Raw genomic sequence first — 17655 nt, 5'->3', positions numbered from 1 at the left:
GGGGCCTACCGGGTGTTGTTCTTGGTGAACGGGATGATCTTGTCAATGTTCGACGCGTCCACGAAGGACGGGCCGGTCAGCACGGGCTTGCCGCCGCCGATGTCGTTGCCGTTCTTGAGGTTGAGGTAGAGCGACGTGACCGCCATGTAGCCCTGCACGTACGGCTGCTGGTCGATCGAGAACAGGATCTTGCCGCTCTTGATCTCGGTGGCGGCCTGCTCGTTGAGGTCGAACGTGACCAGCTTGGCCTGGGTGCCGGCCTGCTCCTGAGCCTTGATCGCGTCGAGGGCCTGCGGGGCGCCGAGCGTCACGATCGCGTCGATCGACTTGTCCTGGGCCAGCTTGGCCTGCAGCGTCGCCGTCACGGCGGCATCATCGGCGCCGTTGACCTGGATGTTCTCGGTGCCCGCGACGGAGCTCCTGACCCCGGCGCAGCGCGCCTCGAGAGAGACCGAGCCGGTCTGGTGGATCACGCACAGCGGGTGCTTGACGCCCTGCTCGGCGAGGCGCTTGCCGGCGGTGGTGCCGGCCAGGGACTCGTCCGAGCCGAAGTACATCTGCGCGCCGAGCCGCTGATAGTCGTCGATGCCGGCGTTGAGCCCGACGACCGGGATGCCCGCGTCCCGGGCCGCCTTGACCGAGCCGGCCAGCGCGTCCGGGGTGACCAGCGTGGTGGCGATGCCGTTGACCTTGGAGTCGACCGCGTTCTGGATCAGCACGGCCTGCTTGGGCGCCTCCGGGTCGTTGGAGTGCTTCAACGTCACGCCGGTGTCCTTGGCCGCCTGGTCGGCGCCGTTGCGGACCTTGTCCCAGAAGGTGTCGCCCGGCGTCTCGTGTGTGATGAAGGCGATCGTGTACCCCGAGCTGCCGGGCGCGTTGCCGCCGGACGTGCCGGAGTCCTCGGTCTTCTCGCGGCCGCCGTCGCTGCACGCGGCCGCGGCGAGCAGCGCTGCCGCACCGGCGGCGAGGATCCGGAAGGTGCGTTTCCGAGCGGTCATGTCTTGTCTCCTGAGGTGGTGGGACGGGAGTGGAGGCCGACGGAATTGAGGTAGGCGCGGGTGCGTCGCGCGATCGGCAACGGCACGTCGAACTCGACCGGGTACATGTCCTGCTCGACGACGACGAACAGCTCGGTGCCGAGTTCGCCGAGCGCGGCGAGCACAGTGGGCACGTCGGGCTCGCCGGCCGGGGGTTCGACGCTCGCGCCCTGCGCCACGGCCCGGCCGAACGCCAGGTCCTCGCGGGCCGCCCGCTCGGCGATCACCGGGTCCATCTGTTTGATGTGGACGTAACCGATCCGGTCCGGGTACTTGCGGATGATCGCCGGGACATCGGCCTTGCGGTACGCCAGGTGCCCGGTGTCCAGGCACAGCGAGACGTACCGGGGGTCGGTGTCGTCGAGGAGGCGCTCGGTCTGGGCCTGCGTCTCGACCTGGTAGTCCGCGTGCGGGTGGAAGCGCAGATGGACGCCGTACTCCTCGAACACCATCCGGCCGAGCGTGTTCGTGTTGGTCACCAGCGCCCGCCAGGCGCCGGGGTCGAGCTCGGCCGGCTCCAGATAGGCGTTGGTGACGTCGTCGCGATAGCCCGGCACAGGAACGTATACGACATTTCGCGATCTTAACGCCGACGCCAGCGCGGCCACCTTGCGCGTCTCGGCCAGGACGGCGTCGAAGTCCTTGTGCGGCCCGCCCACGCCACCGACCGTCCCCCCGGCAACGCTGAGGCCCCGTTGCGCGAGTTCGTCGGCGAGGCGGGCCGGGTCGGTCGGCAGATACCCGTACGGCCCGAGCTCCAGCCACGAATACCCCGCCGCGGCCATCTCGTCGAGGAACCGCGGCCACGGCGTCTGCCGGGGATCGTCGGCGAACCACACCCCCCACGAGTCGGGACAGCTGCCGAGGGTCAAGTGACGGATCTCCATGGCACCGGCCTCACAAATACGGTCGTTGACGGCGTTTGGCGGTCTCGTAGGCCGCGCGGGCATCCTGCGTCGAGGACAGGGCGGAGACACCCGGAACGGGCACCTCCCACCAGGAGTCGGAGGACGGCGCCGGGGCGAGCGGATCCGTCTCGATGTGCACGACGGTCAGCCGGTCGGACTCCCGGGCGCGTTTGAGCCCGTCGGCCAGGTCGGCGATCGTGCGGCACCGGATCACCGCGGCGCCCAGCGATGCGGCGTTGGCGGCCAGGTCGACCGGCAGGTGACCGCCGCCGTAGTCGCCACCCGGGCCGCGGTAGCGATAGCTGGTGCCGAAGCGCTGCGACCCGAGCGACTCCGACAGCGCGCCGATCGAGGCGAACCCGTGGTTCTGCACGAGCACGACGATGAGCTTCACGCCCTCGGCCACGGCGGTGACGATCTCCTGCGCCATCATCAGGTACGACCCGTCGCCCACCAGCGCGAAGACCTCGCGGCTCGGGTCGGCCAGCTTGATGCCGAGCGCCCCGGCGATCTCGAAGCCCATGCACGAGTACCCGTACTCGACGTGGTACTGCCCGGGGTCGCGGGCCCGCCACAGTTTCTGCAGGTCACCGGGCATGCTGCCGGCCGCCTGCACGACGACGTCCCGCGGGCCGCAGGCCTCGTCGACGGCCCCGATCACCTCGGTCTGAGCTGGGCGGGGTCCGTGTCCCAGGTGGTACGCGTGGTCGACGGCAGCCTGCCAGGACGCCACCTCGGCGGCGAGGTCGAACGACCAGGACGCGCCGTCGAGGGCCGCGAGCAGAGCGTCCAACCCCGTACGGGCGTCGGCGACGATCGGGAACGCGGACTGCTTGGCGGCGTCGAACGCGGCCACGTTGATGTTCACGAACTTGACGTCCGGGTGCTGGAACGCCGTACGGGAGGCCGTGGTGAAGTCGCTGTAGCGCGTGCCCACCCCGATGACCACGTCGGCCTCGCGGGCCAGGCGGTTGGCCACCGGGGTGCCGGTCGAGCCGACACCGCCCACGGCCTGCGGGTGGTCCCAGGGCAGCGCGCCCTTGCCTGCCTGGGTGTCCGCCACCGGGATGCCGGTCGCACGGGCGAACCGGTCGAGCTCGGCCGACGCCTCGGAGTAGATGACACCGCCGCCCGCGATGAGCAACGGGTGCTGTGCGTCGCGGAGGACGGCTGCCGCGCGGGACACGAAGGACGGCTCGGCCGGCGGGCGGGCGACGTGCCAGACCCGCTTGGCGAACAACGCGTCGGGGAACTCGTACGGCTCGGCCTGAAGGTCCTGAGGGAGACAGAGGGTGACCGCGCCCGTCTCGGCCGGGTCGGTGAGGACGCGCATGGCGCCGAGCAGGGCCGCCGGCAGTTGCTCGGGACGCCACACCCGGTCGAAGAAGCGCGACAGCGGGCGGAACGCGTCGTTGACCGACACGTCGAAGCCCCTCGGATCCTCCAGCTCCTGCAGCACCGGCGGCGCGACCCGGGTGGCGAAGACGTCGGACGGCAGCAGCAGCACCGGCAAGCGGTTGACCGTGGCCAGGGCCGCGCCGGTCAGCATGTTCGTCGAACCCGGACCGATCGAGGCGGTGCACGCGTACGCCCGCAGCCGGTTGCTCATCCGGGCGAACCCGGCCGCCGCGTGCACCATCGCCTGCTCGTTACGGGCGAGCCGGTACGGCAGGTCGGCCTCGCCGGTGCGCTGCGCCTGCAACAGGGCCTGGCCGAGCCCGGCGACGTTGCCGTGCCCGAAGATCCCGAAGCAGCCCGCGACCGCCCGGCGCTCGACGCCGTCACGTTCGGTCCACTGATTGGCCAGGAACCGCACCACGGCCTGCCCCACGGTGAGTCTCACGGACGGGTCCTCTCTCTGCTGGACGTCAGGGGCAGACGCGGATCGACGTCGACGCCGGTCCACGACGCCCGCACCCAGCCATGCGCAGGGTCGTCGCGCACCAGCCACTCGCGCTCGCCGGGCCCGGCCATCACGTTGAGGTAGTAGAGGTCGTAACCCGGCGCGGCCATCGACGGCCCGTGCCACCCGTACGGGACGAGCACCACGTCGCCGCTGCGCACCTCGGCGCACACGTCGATCGGGCGGTCGGGGTGCCCGTACACCCGCTGATAGGCGCACCCCGGGCTGCCGCTCGGCGACGGCGCGACCTCGAAGTAGTAGATCTCCTCGAGCGCCGACTCCTTCTCCCCCGGCTCGTCGTGCTTGTGCGGCGGGTACGACGACCAGTTGCCGCCCGGGGTGAGGACCTCGCACGCGATCAGCCGGTCGGCCTCGAACCTCTCGGGCGTGCAGAAGTTGTTGACCTGCCGGCTGGCCTGTCCCGCGCCGCGCAACTCGACAGCGACGTCCTCGGCCGGCCCGTACCGGAAAGGCAGTTGTCTTGTCGCCCGCGCCGACGGCAGCGCGAACCGTCCACCGCTGGGCGCCCGCACGGTCACCGTGGAATCGCGCGGCACGTAGGCGAAATCGGTCACCCGCGAGAAGACCGACCGTCTGCCGGTCAACGTCATCCGCTCGTCGTCGCAGGCCACGTCGCAACCGCCGGAGAGCGGCAGCACCAGCATCTCGTCGTCACCGGTCAGGAACTTGGCGCGCGATCCCACCGGCAGGTCGAGGACGCGCAGGCCGCTGTACCTCCACCCGGCGTTCTCGGGGGTGACGAAAACGTCGAACGGCTTGTCGGCGGTGCTGCCGTTGGGCATGAGCGGATTCACCCGGGCGCTCACAGCAGGCTCACCGGCCGATCGAGGGCGTCGCTCGCCGAACCGCTCGCCGGGTACCGCAGCGACCGCCCGACGACCAGCCCCTGCGCCGTGAGGTCGTCGAGGTCAGCCATCGGTCGCCTCCCGGTTCGCGGCCTTTTCGAGCAGGGCGCGGACCTCGGCCTCGGTCGGCATGGCGTCGGCGCAGGACAGTCGCGAGGCGACGATGGCTCCGGCGGCGCCGGCGAAGCGCATCGTCGTCTCGAGCTCCCATCCGGCCAGCAGCCCGTGGCAGAGGGCGCCCCCGAACGCGTCACCGGCGCCCAGGCCGTTGACCACGTCGACCGGCGCCGGCGGCACCTCCGTCCGGGTCGTGCCGTCGGAGGCCAGCACCCCCGCCGGGCCCTGTTTCACCACCGCCAGCTCGATCCCGGCCGTGTGCAGGCGCCGCGCGGCTTCGACGGGTTCACGGGTGTCGACGGCGGTGTGCGTCTCGTCGAGATTGCCGACGGCGACCGTGGCGTACGGGAGCGCCTGCGCGTACCAGTGCCGGGCCTCCTCCCGTGAAGCCCAGAACATGGGCCGGTAGTCGAGGTCGAACACCGTGACACCGGATTTGCCGCGGTATCTGAGGGCGGTCAGTGTCGCCGTACGGGAAGGCTCTTGAGACAGCCCCGTGCCGGTCACCCAGAAGATCCCGGCCGCCCGGATCGCGTCGTGGTCCAGCTCGGACGGGTGGATCTCGAGGTCGGGCGCCTTGGGGAACCGGTAGAAGTACAGCGGGAAGTCGTCGGGCGGGAAGATCTCGCAGAACGTCACCGGCGTGGGCAGCGTCGGCACCGGCGTCACGTACCGGTCGTCGACGCCGAAGCCCCGCAGCGCGTCGTGCAGGAACTCGCCGAACGGGTCGTCGCCGGTACGGGTGATCACCGCCGAGCGCCGCCCGTACCGAGCCGCCGCCACCGCCACGTTGGACGCGCTCCCACCGAGGAACTTCTCGAAGGTGCGGACCTCCCGCAAAGACACCCCGGTCTGTTGCGGGTACAGGTCGACGCCTATGCGTCCCATTGTCAGCACCTCGTCGGCAGGCATGCGGCGGCCTCCGGCCCTGTTGACGATCGCGAGGTTGGGGCACGCTGGCGCGCACCGGATGCCGTGCTCGTTACGGCGCGGTGGAAACTCGTTGCAGCCGATCGGCGACCTGGGTCTGCTGCCTTCGATGTAATAACTTGCCGCCGCGTACGTCAATGTCCGGCCTCTCCGACGACTTGCCTTTTCGTTAGGCACCTGACAGTCTTGTCAGGTGCCTAACGAAATGAGACCGCACGAGCTCGACCCTCCGGGCGCCTGGGCGAAGAAATACGTCCTCGCCAGCCGGGCCCTGATGGAGTCCGTGCTCCGCCCCTTCGATCTCGGGAACACGCAGTGGTACGTGCTGTACCGGCTGAGCGGCGGCCGCCCTGTCGGCCAGCGGGACCTCACGCGCGAACTCGAGGTCGAACGGGCGACCCTCAGCGCAGTGATCGCGGCGCTCGTGCGCAAAGGCCTGATCGAACAGACGGCCGACCCGGCTGACCAGCGTCAGAAGCTGCTGCACATCACCCCGGCCGGCGTGACCCTGTGGCACTCGCTCCCCGATCCGATGGCGCTGATCGCGGAGGTCGCCTTCGGCGGGGTCGACCCCGCGGACATCGAAACCATGAACCGCGTCCTCAGCGGCGCGACCAGACGACTCATCGACTACAGGAAAGAGAACGGATCATGACGATTCTCGTGACCGGCGCGACCGGCCTGGTCGGCCCCCGCCTGCTCAGCCGCCTCACCGCGGCGGGCGTCGAGTGCCGTGCCCTCGTCCGTCCCGGAAAGGACGTGCCCGAAGGCGTGGAACGCGCCGAGGGTGACATCCTCGATCCCCACACCCTGCCGGCAGCCGTGAAAGGCGTCTCCGCGGTCATCCACCTGGCCGCCGTCTTCCGCACCCGCGACGACGACCAGATCTGGGCCGTCAACCGTGACGGCACCCGCAACCTGATCGCCGCCGTCGAGCAGCACGCGCCGGAGGCCCGGTTCCTGCTGGCCAGCACCGCCCACGTCTACGACGCCGACAACCCGCACCCCGGCCGCGAGGACGACCCCGTCGCGCCGGCGCTCGCCTACCCCGCCAGCAAGGTCGAAGCCGAGCAGCTGCTCCGCGCCAGCGGGCTCACCTGGGGCATCCTTCGGCTCCCGTTCATCTACGGCGACCGGGACGGGCACCTCGAGTCGTTGCCCGAGCTCGCGGCCGGCATGGGGTGGCACCCGGCACAGAGGCTGAGCGTCGTCCACCACGCCGACATCGCCACCGCGTTCACCCTGGCCCTCGGCGGCGCGTTCGACCACCGCACGGTCAACATCGCCGACGAGTCATCCCTGAGCATCCACGAGATGTCCCAGATCGTCGGCTACTCCTACGGCGACTCGGCCGCGCCGCTCAGCCAGCCGTGGAGGGGGCAGATGGATGTCAGCCTCGCCCGCGGCCTCGGCTTCACACCGACGATCAGCACCATCTACGAGGCCGCCCGCAGCGGCGCGCTCTGACCCGGCCTCTTGATAGGCAAGTACACACTTGCCTATTATTCCTCCGTGAGCGAGTCCGCGGCCGAGGAGAGCGTGTTCAAGGCGCTGGCCGACCCGACCCGGCGCAAGATTCTGGATGAGCTCACCGAGCGCGACGGCCAGACCCTGTTCGAGATCTGCGCCCGCCTTGCCATGAAATATCAGGTCCAGTCGTCCCGTCAGGCGATCTCTCAGCATCTCGACGTGCTGAGCGCCGCCGGACTGGTCACCACCCGCAGGGACGGGCGTTACAAGTTCCACTACCTCGACACCACTCCCCTGCGGCGCCTCACCGAACGGTGGCGCCGCCGGGACGACACCCAGGAGAGCTGATGCGGATCACCATCACCAGCGTCATCGTCGACGACCAGGCCAAGGCCGAGCGCTTCTACGTCGACGTCCTCGGCTTCGTGAAGAAGCACGACATCCCGCTCGGCGAGGCCCGCTGGCTGACCGTCGTCTCCCCCGAGGACCCGGAGGGCTGCGAGCTGCTGCTCGAGCCCGAGGGCCACCCGGCCGCAAAGCCGTGGAAGGCCGCCCTCGTCGCCGACGGGGTGCCGTTCACGCAGTTCACCGTCAAGGACGTGCACGCCGAGCACGAGCGGCTGCGGGGCCTCGGCGTCCGGTTCACCCAGGAGCCGGCCGACCTGGGCACGATCTACGCCGCGGTCCTCGACGACACCTGCGGCAACCTCATCCAGATCGTGCAGATGAAGGAGTAGTCGGAGGGGAAACGAGTCGCTCCCCGTGCGGTGACGGGCTCGACGGCCGACTGACCGTGTGTGAACGATCGGGCGTCGAAAGGTTGCCCTTATCGGGACTGATCCGGACGATCGTCGTCGGCCCGACCCCGATCGGAAGGATTCGACGTCACGTGCAGTCATTCCCCTCCATGACCGGCAACCTGAACGAGGCGGCCACCGCCGATCTCAGCGGTCGGTGCGTCGGCAATTCGTACGTCCTGGTCTGCCCGGTCGGTCACGGCGCCACGGGCACGGTCTGGCGCGGCATCGATCGGTCGTCGGGCGCCGACGTGGCGGTCAAACTGCTGCACGAGGGCCTGCTGCGGCAACCGAAGCTGGTCATCCGGTTCGTGCAGGAGCGCACGATCCTGATGATGATGCGCCACGAGAACATCGTCGGGGTGCGCGACCTGTTCAGCGTCGGCGGGTCGCTCGCGCTGGTCATGGACTATGTGGCCGGCGGCAGCCTGCGCAACCATCTGCGCGCCGAGGGCACGCTGGCTCCGTCCGCCGCGGCCGATCTGATGGCTCAGGTCGCCGCGGCCCTCGCCCAGGCGCACGAGCTGGGGGTGGTGCACCGCGACGTCAAGCCCGACAACATCCTGCTGCAGGAGAACGCGGGCCGCTTCGAGGTGCGCCTCACCGACTTCGGCATCGCCCGGGTGCTCGACAACGCCGGGCTGACCACTCCGCAGGCCATCGTGGGCACGCCGCACTACATGGCCCCCGAGGCGATCCAGGGCGAGGCCGTGCCGGCGTCCGATGTCTACTCCGCCGGCATCGTTCTCTTCGAGCTGGTGACAGGCCTTCCCCCGTACGCGGGAGAGCCTCTCGCGGTGCTGCGCGGGCACCTCGACGAGACCCCGTCCCGCCCCGGCGGCATGTCGCAGCCGGTGTGGGAGCTGATCACCTGGTGCCTGGACAAGGACCCGAGCCGCCGCCCGACCGCCGCCGAGCTGGGCGTCGCCCTGCGGGAGCTGACCCGCGCGACCGCCGGTGTGCCCGCGATGGCCGCCCCCGAGGAGGAGCACGAGCCCTCGGCCACGGCCACTCCCCACCTGGGCATCCGTGGGGTGGCCCACCCGTCGATCCGTCCCGTGTCCTCGCGCAAGCGTCCCCGCAACGGCCCTCGCTCGTGGATGTGGCGGCGGCCATGGGCGGTGGTCGCGTTGATGGCGGGCGTGCTGATCATGTCCGGCGTGAGCGGCTTCAACGCGTGGCAGCTGCTGCGGCAGGGCGGTGCCCCGGCGGCCGCCGCGCCGCAGACGTCGCAGGAGCCCCTGGGCGGCGAGAGCGGGCTGGGGCCCAGCGGTGCACCCCGCCGGAGCGGCCTTCCATCGGGCGCGGCTGCCGGATTGCCCGGAACGACGACAGCGGCTCCCGGCCTCCCGGCGCTCACGGGCGGTGGGTTGCCGTCGGCAGCGGCCCCCACGGCGGCGTCCTCGGGCCGAGCCGGTCCAGGCGGTGACGTCGGCGCGGGGGCCGACAACCAGCGGCGGCCCGGTGACTCGCGGGCCGAGGCCACGTTCGGCCCCTGGGTCTGCGGCGACCAGTACGAGTGGGACCTCGGTCACCCCGTGCTGGCGCGCCCCTGCCACGCGCTGGGCCAGGACGGCGTACGGGTGGTGGGTCAGATGGAGGCGATGCCCGGTGTGCAGGCCGACATCGCGCTGACGTTGCGGGACGCCAGGAGCAACGAGGTGCTGGCCGGGCCGCACGAGTGCAAGGCCTTGATGTTCACCGACTTCGCGCTCAAGCACGCGTGCGGGCCGGTCGACCTGCGCCCGCCGCACGGGCACCGGCTGGTGCTGGTGCTGACGTGGGAGTACACGCAACGCCCGCTGATTCCGGGCGGCACCGCGCGGGGGCCGGAGTTCACGTGGTGAGCGGGGGGCGCGGCCGGACGGTGGCCGCGCCCCGTCACACCACCGTCAGGCGCGCCACATCCGATAGAACGGCGTGCCGTCGGGCAACAGCATCTCGAACGGCTCCATGTCGACGTACCCGGAGCGGCGGTAGAGGCGCACGTTGTTGTGGTTCGTGGCCTCGAGATACGCCGGCGTGCCGGTCTTTTCGAGCTCCTCGTGCGTACGGGTCATCAGCTTGCTGCCGAGGCCGTGCTCCTGGTGGTCGGGGTGCACCGCCAGGAACGCGAGGTGCCAGTGCGGGTCGTGCGGGTGGTGCTTCTCGAACAGCAGGTCCAGCGCGACGAACCGCTCGATGTACTCGCCGGCCAGGGCCTTCAGCCGCTCCTCGTACGCCTCGGGCTCCGGCGATTCCTTGGTGTAGTCGAACCACACCGCGGTCGCGGCCAGGCCGCCGCCGTCGGGAAGGTCGATGACGTCGACCCGGCCGTACTTCTGGGCGTGCTCGGTCAGCAGCGTGAAGAAGTCGGCCATCACCTTGAGCCGGTCGTCGAGAGACGGCACGAGGTAGTTGTTCGCGTCGAGGTCGAAGAAGGAGTGGCTGATCAGATGACCGACAGCCGGGATCTCCTCGTCGCGGGCCGGGCGGATGTCGGGGAACGTCACTGGTGGTCCTTCGTGTCGGTGGAGGCGAGGGCGGCCGAGAAGCCACCCGCCGTGGTGGCGCTGCGCGCGCCGAGGCCGATGCCCTCGTACACCTGGGGGCGGCTGCCGCGCAGGATCAGCGCCCACACGATGCCGGCCACCATCAGCACGACGAACGCCAGCGGAACGACCCAGGTCGGCTTGCTGCCGGGCTCGACGCCGAACAGGGTGGCGATGTTGCTGAGGGCCAGGTACGACATGATCAGCAGCAGGATCGAGCCGAGGACGGGCGCGCCGAGGCGGTGCCAGAAGTCCTCGCCCTCGGGGCGCTTGGCGAAGAAGCCGATGACCGCGAGCGAGGTCAGCGTGACCAGCAGCAGGACGCCGATGCCGCCGCCGCTGCCGCCCCAGAAGAACAGGTTGACCAGCGGGTCCCAGCCGGCCACGGCGTAGACCACGATCACGGTCAGGCCGAGCGCGCTCTGGATCAGCGAGCCGTTCTTGGGGGCGCCGGTGCCGGGCACCGTACGGCCGAAGGCGCGCGGCAGCACACCCTCGCGGCCGAGCGAGAACATGTACCGCGAGATGATGTTGTGGAACGAGATCATCGCGGCGATCAGCGACGTCAGGAACAGCGCGTAACCGAGGTCGACGGCGCCGCCGCCCAGCTGGTCGGCGGCGACGTTGAAGAACAGGTCGGGACCCTCGGCGCCGGCGCGGCCGACGACGTCGTCACCGGCGCCCGAGATCATCGTCCAGGCGGCGAAGCCGTAGAGGACGGCGATCAGCGAGATGGAGATGTAGGTGGCGCGCGGCACGGTGCGGCGCGGGTCGCGCGACTCCTCGCTGAACACCACGGACTGCTCGAAGCCGACGAATCCGGTGATGGCCATGGCGAGCAGGGCGCCCGAGCCCGCGCCGACCAGGCTGGTCACGTCAACCGGGGCCGACGAGGCCTCGAAGTTCGGCGAGAAGATGTCGGCGAAGCTGAACACGAACACCACGATGATCTCGGCGACCAGCAGCGTGGCCAGGACCTTGCCGTTGACGGCGACGTCACGCACGCCGAGCACGGCGGTCAGCGCCCAGACGCACAGGGCCAGCACCCACCACGAGACGTCGAGGCCGAACCACTTGTCGAACAGCGGGGACGCGATGGCGCCGAAACCGCCGTACGCGGCGATCTGGAACATGTTGTAGGCGAGCAGCGCCACCCACGACGCGCCGACCCCGAACGGGCGGCCGATGCCCTGCGAGATGTAGGCGTAGAACGCGCCGGCGTTGGCGATGTGCCGGGCCATGGCGACGTAGCCGACCGCGAAGATCGCGAGAACGACGGCGACCGCCACGAAGGCGATGGAAATGCTCGTCAGGCCGGTGACGGCGATGCCGGTCGGGACGACGCCGGCGACGACGGTGAGCGGCGCGGCGGCCGACATGACGAAGAAGACCACCGCGGCGACGCCGAGGCGGTCTCGAGCCAATGCTGTGGAGAGCTGGCTCTGCGGGGGTTTGGTGGTGGTGGCGGACACGCGGTCTCCAGGAGGGGGTTGAGAAGGGGCTGCGAGAAGGGGTCGGGAAGTCAGGCGCGCCGGGCCATCACGGCGTCGCCCACCGCGGCCTCGGCCTGGCCGATCAGCTCGAGCAGCATGGCGGGAAGCCGGCGCTTGAGCTGGTCGAACAACGCCTCGCGGTCGCGGGTGTCGAGGGTGAGGAAGACGTGCTGGTCGAGACCGGTGGCCAGGATCAGTCCGGTGAGGACCAGGTCGGGGATGTCGAGCAGCTCGCCCCGCCCGACGAACGTGCGGATCCGGGTGGCGGGCCACCCGGCGATCATCGAGTCGGTGGGCACGAAGGACACCTTGCTGCCGAACAGGCCCCTCTTCTCCTGCCGCTGAACGAGAGCGGCGCGGGCCAGGCGGCGCTCGACCAGGTCGGTCGCGACGCCGGTGGCGAGGAACGAGATCCAGTCCCGGACGAGCCGGTGGTGGCCCTCGCGCAGGAGCTGGTCGAGAACGGCGTTCGCGGCGGGGTCGCCGGTGGGACGGTCGTCGATGATCTGGAGTTTTCCGTCCACCACGTCGAGACGGCGCCAGAGCACGAGCTCTCCGATGAGGGCCGCGGCCATACCGAGGCCGAGCGTCGCCGGGGAGAGCAAGCACTTGCCCTTGACCGTGTCGTGTGCGGTGAGGAAGAGATCGTCGGCGAGGGGTAGTTGTGCCGATGCCGTCACGGCACTTCTCCTCTCCACTCCGGTATTCACGCGGGGTGACGCGCGCTAACCTCGCCCCGTGATTACCGAAAGTGATGCTTACAGCTAATAGCCAACGTTACGGTGTGCGTCCCCCAGAACGACATCGCGTAGCATGCCAGCGAGGTCAACTCGGCGCAACGTCCTCTTGGGACTTAATTTCCGTCCGATGTGGTTTTTACGAGAATGCATCCTGCAGCAAGACGTTGACCAGGTATCTTTCGGCACCGAACGACTGTAGGGAAATACCGATTTAACCTTTTGATGTACGCCTGTCGATGCATTTGGCGTACCCCCGGAGCGAGGCCGGCGGCCGCCCGAGTAACCATGACGGATAGTGCTGGTAAGAATGCATCAGCACTCTCTGTAGTTACCGAGGCCGGCCTGAACGCCCCGGCGGCCGAACCTGTCCCGGCGGAACCGGCTATGTCACCGGCATGACCCGCCGCGCGGTCTAGACTCCAGGCAGGAAGGGCTCCGCTCAGCAACTTCCCAGGTCAGCCAAGGACGATCACCAGGTTGCCCGCTAGTCGCCCGGAGGTTCCTTCACCATGCTTGAGGTCACCGCGCTCGGCTGGACGCTGACCATCGGGGTCATCGTCGCCCTGCTCGCCCTCGACCTGACACTCGGTGTGTTCCGGCCCCACGCTGTCGGTTTCCGTGAGGCCGCTGCCTGGTCCGTCTTCTACATCGCGGTCGCCGTCGTGTTCGGCATCGTGTTCGGACAGGTGGCCGGCTGGGACTTCGGCGCGCAGTACTTCGCGGGCTACATCGTCGAGAAGAGCCTGTCGGTCGACAACCTGTTCGTCTTCGTGATCATCATGACCACGTTCGCGGTGCCGGAGAAGTACCAGCAGGAGGTCCTGACCTTCGGCATCATCATCGCGCTGGTCCTGCGGGTCATCTTCATCGCCCTGGGCGCGACGCTGCTGAACGCGTTCTCCTTCATGTTCCTGCTGTTCGGCCTGTTGCTGATCTTCACCGCGGTGCAGCTGTTCCGGCATCGCGACGAGGACCCCGACATCGAGGACAACGCGCTCGTCAAGGCCAGCAAGCGGTTCCTGCCGGTCACCGACGACTACATCGGCGGCAAGATGATCACCAAGGTGGACGGGCGCCGGGTGGTCACACCGATGTTCATCGTGCTGATCGCGATCGGCAGCTCCGACCTGCTGTTCGCGCTCGACTCGATCCCCGCGGTGTTCGGCGTGACCAACGAGGCGTTCATCGTGTTCGTGGCCAACGCGTTCGCCCTGCTCGGCCTGCGTGCGCTGTTCTTCCTCGTCAAGGGTCTGCTCGACCGCCTGGTCTACCTCTCGGCGGGCCTGTCGGTCATCCTGGCCTTCATCGGCGTCAAGCTGATCCTGCACTGGCTGCACGAGGACATCACCAAGTCGGCGCCCGAGATCCCGACCACGCTCTCGCTTGTCGTCATCGTCGGGGTCCTGGCGCTCACCACCGTGGCCAGCCTGCTCAAGTCGCGCAAGGACCCGGAGCTCAAGGCCCACGCCGGCAGCCTCCGCGCCCACGACAAGGACCGCCGCCGCTGACCGGCGGGAGGCTGACAGCGAAAAGCGGGCAAACAAAAAACCGGCCCCGGAGAATCTCCGGGGCCGGGCGCTCGTCGGGGCCAGGTTCAGCCCAGGTATCCGCCCAGGCCGGCGGTCTGGCGCTCGCTGCGCTGGCGGCGCACCACGTCCTGGCGGTGGAGGATCGCGCGGATCTGCTCGGTCTCCTCGGCGCTGTGCCGGCTGAGGAGCTCGTCGAGCTCGGCCCGCTCGGCGGTGGAACGGAACGACGCCAGCTCCTCGGCGAGGCGGCGGTGAGCGACACGCATGGTGCGGCGGTTCGCCAGCGCCGTGCGCGCGTCGCGAAGCGTGGTCGTGAACTGCATGGCCGTCTCCTTAACGGATAGTGATGGCGAAAGGCCTCGTCGCCTTCTTTTACAACGATCCGCGAACGGCCTTTCATACCCGGATCACGCAGGTAAAACCTTCGCGACGGAAGTGACCGCGGCCACGGTCGGAGGCCGCAGGTCAGACACTCGTGGTGACCTCGGACACCACCGCGGGGAGCCGGGACGAGAGTTGCGTCCGCGACCGCACCCCGAGCTTGCGATAGACGCGGGTCAGCGTCGCCTCCACTGTCTTCACGCTCAGATAGAGCCGCCCGGCGATCTCCCGGTTGCTCGCGCCGTCGCGCACCAGCACGGCGATGCGCAGCTCGGTCGAGGTCAGCCCCAGATCGAACGGGGTGCCCGCGGCGGAGGCGCCGGCCAGCGCACGCTCGGTCTGCTCGGCCCACGGCTTGGCCTCGGCGGCCAGAAAGATCGCCAGCGCGGCGCCGATCGCGAGCCGGGCCGCCGCGTACCGGCGGCGGCGACGCTCGGCGCTGCCCTGCACGAGCAGCGCGTGGGCCTGCTCGATCGGCTGCTGCAACTGCTCGAAGTGCTCGGCCGCCGAGGCCGACAGCAGCACTGCCGAATCGGCCTGCCCACTCTCCGAGAGCACCACCGCCGCCGCCCTGTCCAGACAGCCGGCCAGGCCGGGGTTCTCGCCCAGGCGCTCGGCTGCGGCCCGCGCGGCGACCAGCGTGGCCACCGCCTCGGTGTGCTCCCCCAGCGCGGCCAGCCCGCCGGCCAGGTCGCCGTGCCACCGCGCGATCATCGGGTCGGCCCCGGCGAAACCGGCCTCCAGATCGCGCAGCCGCCGCAGCGCCGCGACCCCGGCCCGGGTCTCCCCCGCCCGCAGCTCGGCCTGGCCCAGCGCGTGCAGGTTGCGGCGCAGATAGAGGGTGTCACCCTCCTGTTCGGAGGCGCGCACCCCGCGGCGTGCGAACCCGGCCGCCGCGGCCAGGCTGCCCCCGGCCAGCTCGGCGATCGCCGCCGTGTACCAGGTCGGGCCGGGGCTCAGGCCGGCCCGCTGAGCGGCGCGGACAGCCCGGTGCGCATAGCTGAGCGCCTCGCGGCAGCGCCCGGCCCGGGTGGCCACCTCGGACAGGCTGCGCAAGACCTCGACCCGCGCCTCGCCGATACGGTCCTGCTCGGCCACGGCCAGCAGGCCGAGCAGCGCGGCGCGGGCCTCCTCCAGCCGGTCGTCCATCAGGGCGAACCGGGCCGCCACGTACCGCGGGCCGTAGTGCAGCCAGTCCGGGGCCGGGGTGGCCGGCAGGACCAGCGCCTGGGTCAGGGTGTCGGCCCAGCCGGGCTCGCCGCGCAGCCGCTCGATCTGGGCCAGCACGCTGAGCGCCATCGCCTCGGTGGTCGGGTCCCCGGCCCCGCGGGCGGCCAGGGCCGTGCGGGCCGCCTCGTCGGCCGCGCGGTCGGGGTCGCCGGTCAGCAGGGCGGCCCAGGTGCGGCGCAACCGCACCGGCGCGATCAGGGCCGGGTCGTCGCCCGCCTCGGCCAGGGCGGCGGCGAACATTTCCCCCATGCCCGCCAGACCCTGCCCGGCGAGGTCGATCAGCACCAGGCGGGCCTGGACCCGATGAGCGGCGGGCGCGTCGGTCACGGCCAGCACGGCCTCGGCGGCCCGTCCGGCCAGGGCGGCGGCTCCTCCGGCGAGCCCGTCGCGGGCCGCGGCGACCAGCCAGTCCAGCCGCCGGTCGGCGTGCGTGTGGGGACAGCGGTCGGCGGCCAGCAGATAGAGCTCGGCGGCCAGACGCCCGGAAGCACGCCCGGCCGCGGCGGCCAGCGAACGGGCGACCGCGGCGTCGGGCACCGAGCTGCGCAGGGCCCGGTGGCGCAGGGACTGCACGGGGTCGGCGGCCCCGGCGGCGAGCGCGGTGTGGGCCTCGGTGCGGTCCCCGGCCGGCGCGTCCTCGGCGACAACGGTGGCGAGCAGGGGCGGCGTGAACCGGACCTGGTCGCCCGCGACCGCGACGACACCGGCCGCGGCGGCGACCCGCAGATCCCGTACGGCGTCCTCGCGGCCCGCGCGGCGCAGCAGCGTGACCGTGGGGTCGGTGGCCAGCGCGGCCACCAGCAGGGTGTGCGCGACGTCGGCGGGCAGGGCGGCCAGCTGGTCACGCAACAGTTCCCGGGCGGCCTCGGGCAGCGGCGCAGGTCGCCAAGCCTCGCCCGGCGGCTGGGCGGCGCCGAGCGTGAGGGCCAGGAACGGGTTGCCGCCGCTGGTCTCGTGCAGCCGGCTGGCCGTGCGGCAGGGCAGGCCGCGCGCCTCCAGCAACTCGGTCAGGTCGTCGGCCCGCAGCGGCGGGACGGCCAGCTCGAGCGCGGGCGCCGGGCAGAGCCGCACAGCCCGGCGGCCTGCGGACGCGCCGGCGGCGAGCGGACGGCTCGGCGATCGGCCGTCCGCGTAGACCCGGCGGCCGGTGGACACGCCGGCGGCGCGGGGAAGAATCGGTGACGCGGAACCCGCGTAGGGCCGGCGCTCGGCGGCTATCACCCGCACCCGCGGACCGGGCCGGCGGCGCACGGCGAACGCGATCAGCTCGGCCGACGCGGCGTCGAGCCACTGGCAGTCGTCCAGCACCAGCAGGACCGGGCGCTCGCGGGCACTGTGGACCAGCAGCAGCGGCAGCACGAGACGCAGGGCCAGGGCGGGTGCGCCGGCGCGCGGGGTGACCCCCTGCCGCAGAGCGGCCAGGACACGACGCTGGGCCGGTGGCAGGGCCTCGTGGGCCGGTCGCGGCAGCTGCGGGATCAGGTCGGCGATGCCCGCGTACGGGATCAGGCGCTCGGAACGCACGGGCCGCAAGCCGACCACCAGCTCACCCCGGGCGCGCGCGGCCGAGGTGGCAGCGTCGAGCAGCGCCGTCTTGCCGATGCCGGCCGGGCCGTGAACGGCGACCCCGCCGCCCACACCGAGGCGGCCCTCGATCGTCGCGAGGAGCTCGCCTCGGCCACGCAGGGCACTCACGTCGGACTGCACGCCGCCCTCCCAGGTC

16 protein-coding genes are annotated in these 17655 nt (G+C 71.0%); 6 read left to right on the top strand and 10 right to left on the bottom strand.

The features are described 5' to 3' along the window. Nucleotides 1-5: 5 nt before the first annotated feature. The 5 genes from C8E87_RS31530 to iolC form a co-directional block, all read right to left on the bottom strand. A complete protein-coding gene (locus C8E87_RS31530) occupies nt 6-998 on the bottom strand; it encodes a sugar ABC transporter substrate-binding protein (RefSeq protein ID WP_133876448.1) in 993 nt (330 codons plus the stop codon). Continuing rightward, nucleotides 995-1924, bottom strand: coding sequence for a TIM barrel protein (locus C8E87_RS31525; RefSeq protein WP_133876447.1), 930 nt, complete (start codon nt 1922-1924; stop codon nt 995-997). Before C8E87_RS31525 ends, C8E87_RS31530 begins: the two co-directional genes overlap by 4 nt. 10 nt (nt 1925-1934) lie before the next feature. Beyond that, nucleotides 1935-3788 carry a 3D-(3,5/4)-trihydroxycyclohexane-1,2-dione acylhydrolase (decyclizing) gene (gene iolD, locus C8E87_RS31520; RefSeq protein ID WP_133876446.1) on the bottom strand — a complete coding sequence of 618 codons (1854 nt, stop codon included), beginning with the start codon at nt 3786-3788 and terminating at the stop codon, nt 1935-1937. Next, nucleotides 3785-4675 (bottom strand): 5-deoxy-glucuronate isomerase, encoded by an 891-nt coding sequence (iolB, locus tag C8E87_RS31515; RefSeq protein ID WP_239080531.1) that lies wholly within the window; start codon nt 4673-4675, stop codon nt 3785-3787. The genes iolD and iolB overlap by 4 nt, the downstream gene beginning before the upstream one ends. A 102-nt stretch (nt 4676-4777) precedes the next feature. Beyond that, entirely contained in the window at nt 4778-5743 is a 966-nt protein-coding gene (gene iolC, locus C8E87_RS31505; protein ID WP_133876445.1) for a 5-dehydro-2-deoxygluconokinase, read from the bottom strand. Between the two features lie 223 nt (nt 5744-5966). Between iolC and C8E87_RS31500 the strand changes: the two genes are divergently transcribed. The 5 genes from C8E87_RS31500 to C8E87_RS31480 all read left to right on the top strand — a co-directional run bounded on the left by C8E87_RS31500 (nt 5967) and on the right by C8E87_RS31480 (nt 9875). Further along, the gene (locus C8E87_RS31500; protein ID WP_133876444.1) at nt 5967-6416 is read left to right on the top strand and encodes a MarR family winged helix-turn-helix transcriptional regulator; all 450 of its coding nucleotides are present in this window, start codon (nt 5967-5969) and stop codon (nt 6414-6416) included. Then, nucleotides 6413-7228 (top strand): NAD-dependent epimerase/dehydratase family protein, encoded by an 816-nt coding sequence (locus C8E87_RS31495; RefSeq protein WP_133876443.1) that lies wholly within the window; start codon nt 6413-6415, stop codon nt 7226-7228. Before C8E87_RS31500 ends, C8E87_RS31495 begins: the two co-directional genes overlap by 4 nt. 45 nt (nt 7229-7273) lie before the next feature. Continuing rightward, complete coding sequence (locus C8E87_RS31490; protein WP_133876442.1) at nt 7274-7579, top strand: ArsR/SmtB family transcription factor; 306 nt, start codon at nt 7274-7276, stop codon at nt 7577-7579. Further along, nucleotides 7579-7968 (top strand): VOC family protein, encoded by a 390-nt coding sequence (locus C8E87_RS31485; RefSeq protein WP_133876441.1) that lies wholly within the window; start codon nt 7579-7581, stop codon nt 7966-7968. The genes C8E87_RS31490 and C8E87_RS31485 overlap by 1 nt, the downstream gene beginning before the upstream one ends. Nucleotides 7969-8138: 170 nt before the next feature. After that, entirely contained in the window at nt 8139-9875 is a 1737-nt protein-coding gene (locus C8E87_RS31480) for a serine/threonine-protein kinase (RefSeq protein ID WP_133876440.1), read from the top strand. A gap of 45 nt (nt 9876-9920) precedes the next feature. Here the strand turns inward: C8E87_RS31480 and C8E87_RS31475 are convergent, their stop codons facing one another. From C8E87_RS31475 to C8E87_RS31465, 3 genes are read right to left on the bottom strand one after another with little or no spacing between them, the layout of a single operon-like run. Further along, entirely contained in the window at nt 9921-10520 is a 600-nt protein-coding gene (locus C8E87_RS31475) for a GNAT family N-acetyltransferase (RefSeq protein WP_133876439.1), read from the bottom strand. Next, on the bottom strand, nt 10517-12031 hold the full coding sequence (locus C8E87_RS31470) for an APC family permease (protein WP_239080532.1): 1515 nt from the start codon (nt 12029-12031) through the stop codon (nt 10517-10519). The genes C8E87_RS31475 and C8E87_RS31470 overlap by 4 nt, the downstream gene beginning before the upstream one ends. Before the next feature lie 50 nt (nt 12032-12081). Further along, complete coding sequence (locus C8E87_RS31465; protein WP_133876438.1) at nt 12082-12732, bottom strand: GOLPH3/VPS74 family protein; 651 nt, start codon at nt 12730-12732, stop codon at nt 12082-12084. 569 nt (nt 12733-13301) lie between these two features. On the opposite strand from C8E87_RS31465, the gene C8E87_RS31460 reads away from it, so the two are divergent. Continuing rightward, complete coding sequence (locus C8E87_RS31460) at nt 13302-14300, top strand: TerC family protein (RefSeq protein ID WP_133876437.1); 999 nt, start codon at nt 13302-13304, stop codon at nt 14298-14300. Between the two features lie 86 nt (nt 14301-14386). Here the strand turns inward: C8E87_RS31460 and C8E87_RS31455 are convergent, their stop codons facing one another. Further along, complete coding sequence (locus tag C8E87_RS31455) at nt 14387-14644, bottom strand: hypothetical protein (RefSeq protein ID WP_133876436.1); 258 nt, start codon at nt 14642-14644, stop codon at nt 14387-14389. Nucleotides 14645-14786: 142 nt separating this feature from the next. Next, nucleotides 14787-17639 carry a helix-turn-helix transcriptional regulator gene (locus C8E87_RS31450; protein WP_133876435.1) on the bottom strand — a complete coding sequence of 951 codons (2853 nt, stop codon included), beginning with the start codon at nt 17637-17639 and terminating at the stop codon, nt 14787-14789. Between the last annotated feature and the right edge of the window lie 16 nt (nt 17640-17655).

The sequence above is a fragment of the Paractinoplanes brasiliensis genome (genome assembly GCF_004362215.1).
GTDB lineage: Bacteria > Actinomycetota > Actinomycetes > Mycobacteriales > Micromonosporaceae > Actinoplanes > Actinoplanes brasiliensis.
This window is presented reverse-complemented; position numbering and strand designations above follow the sequence as displayed.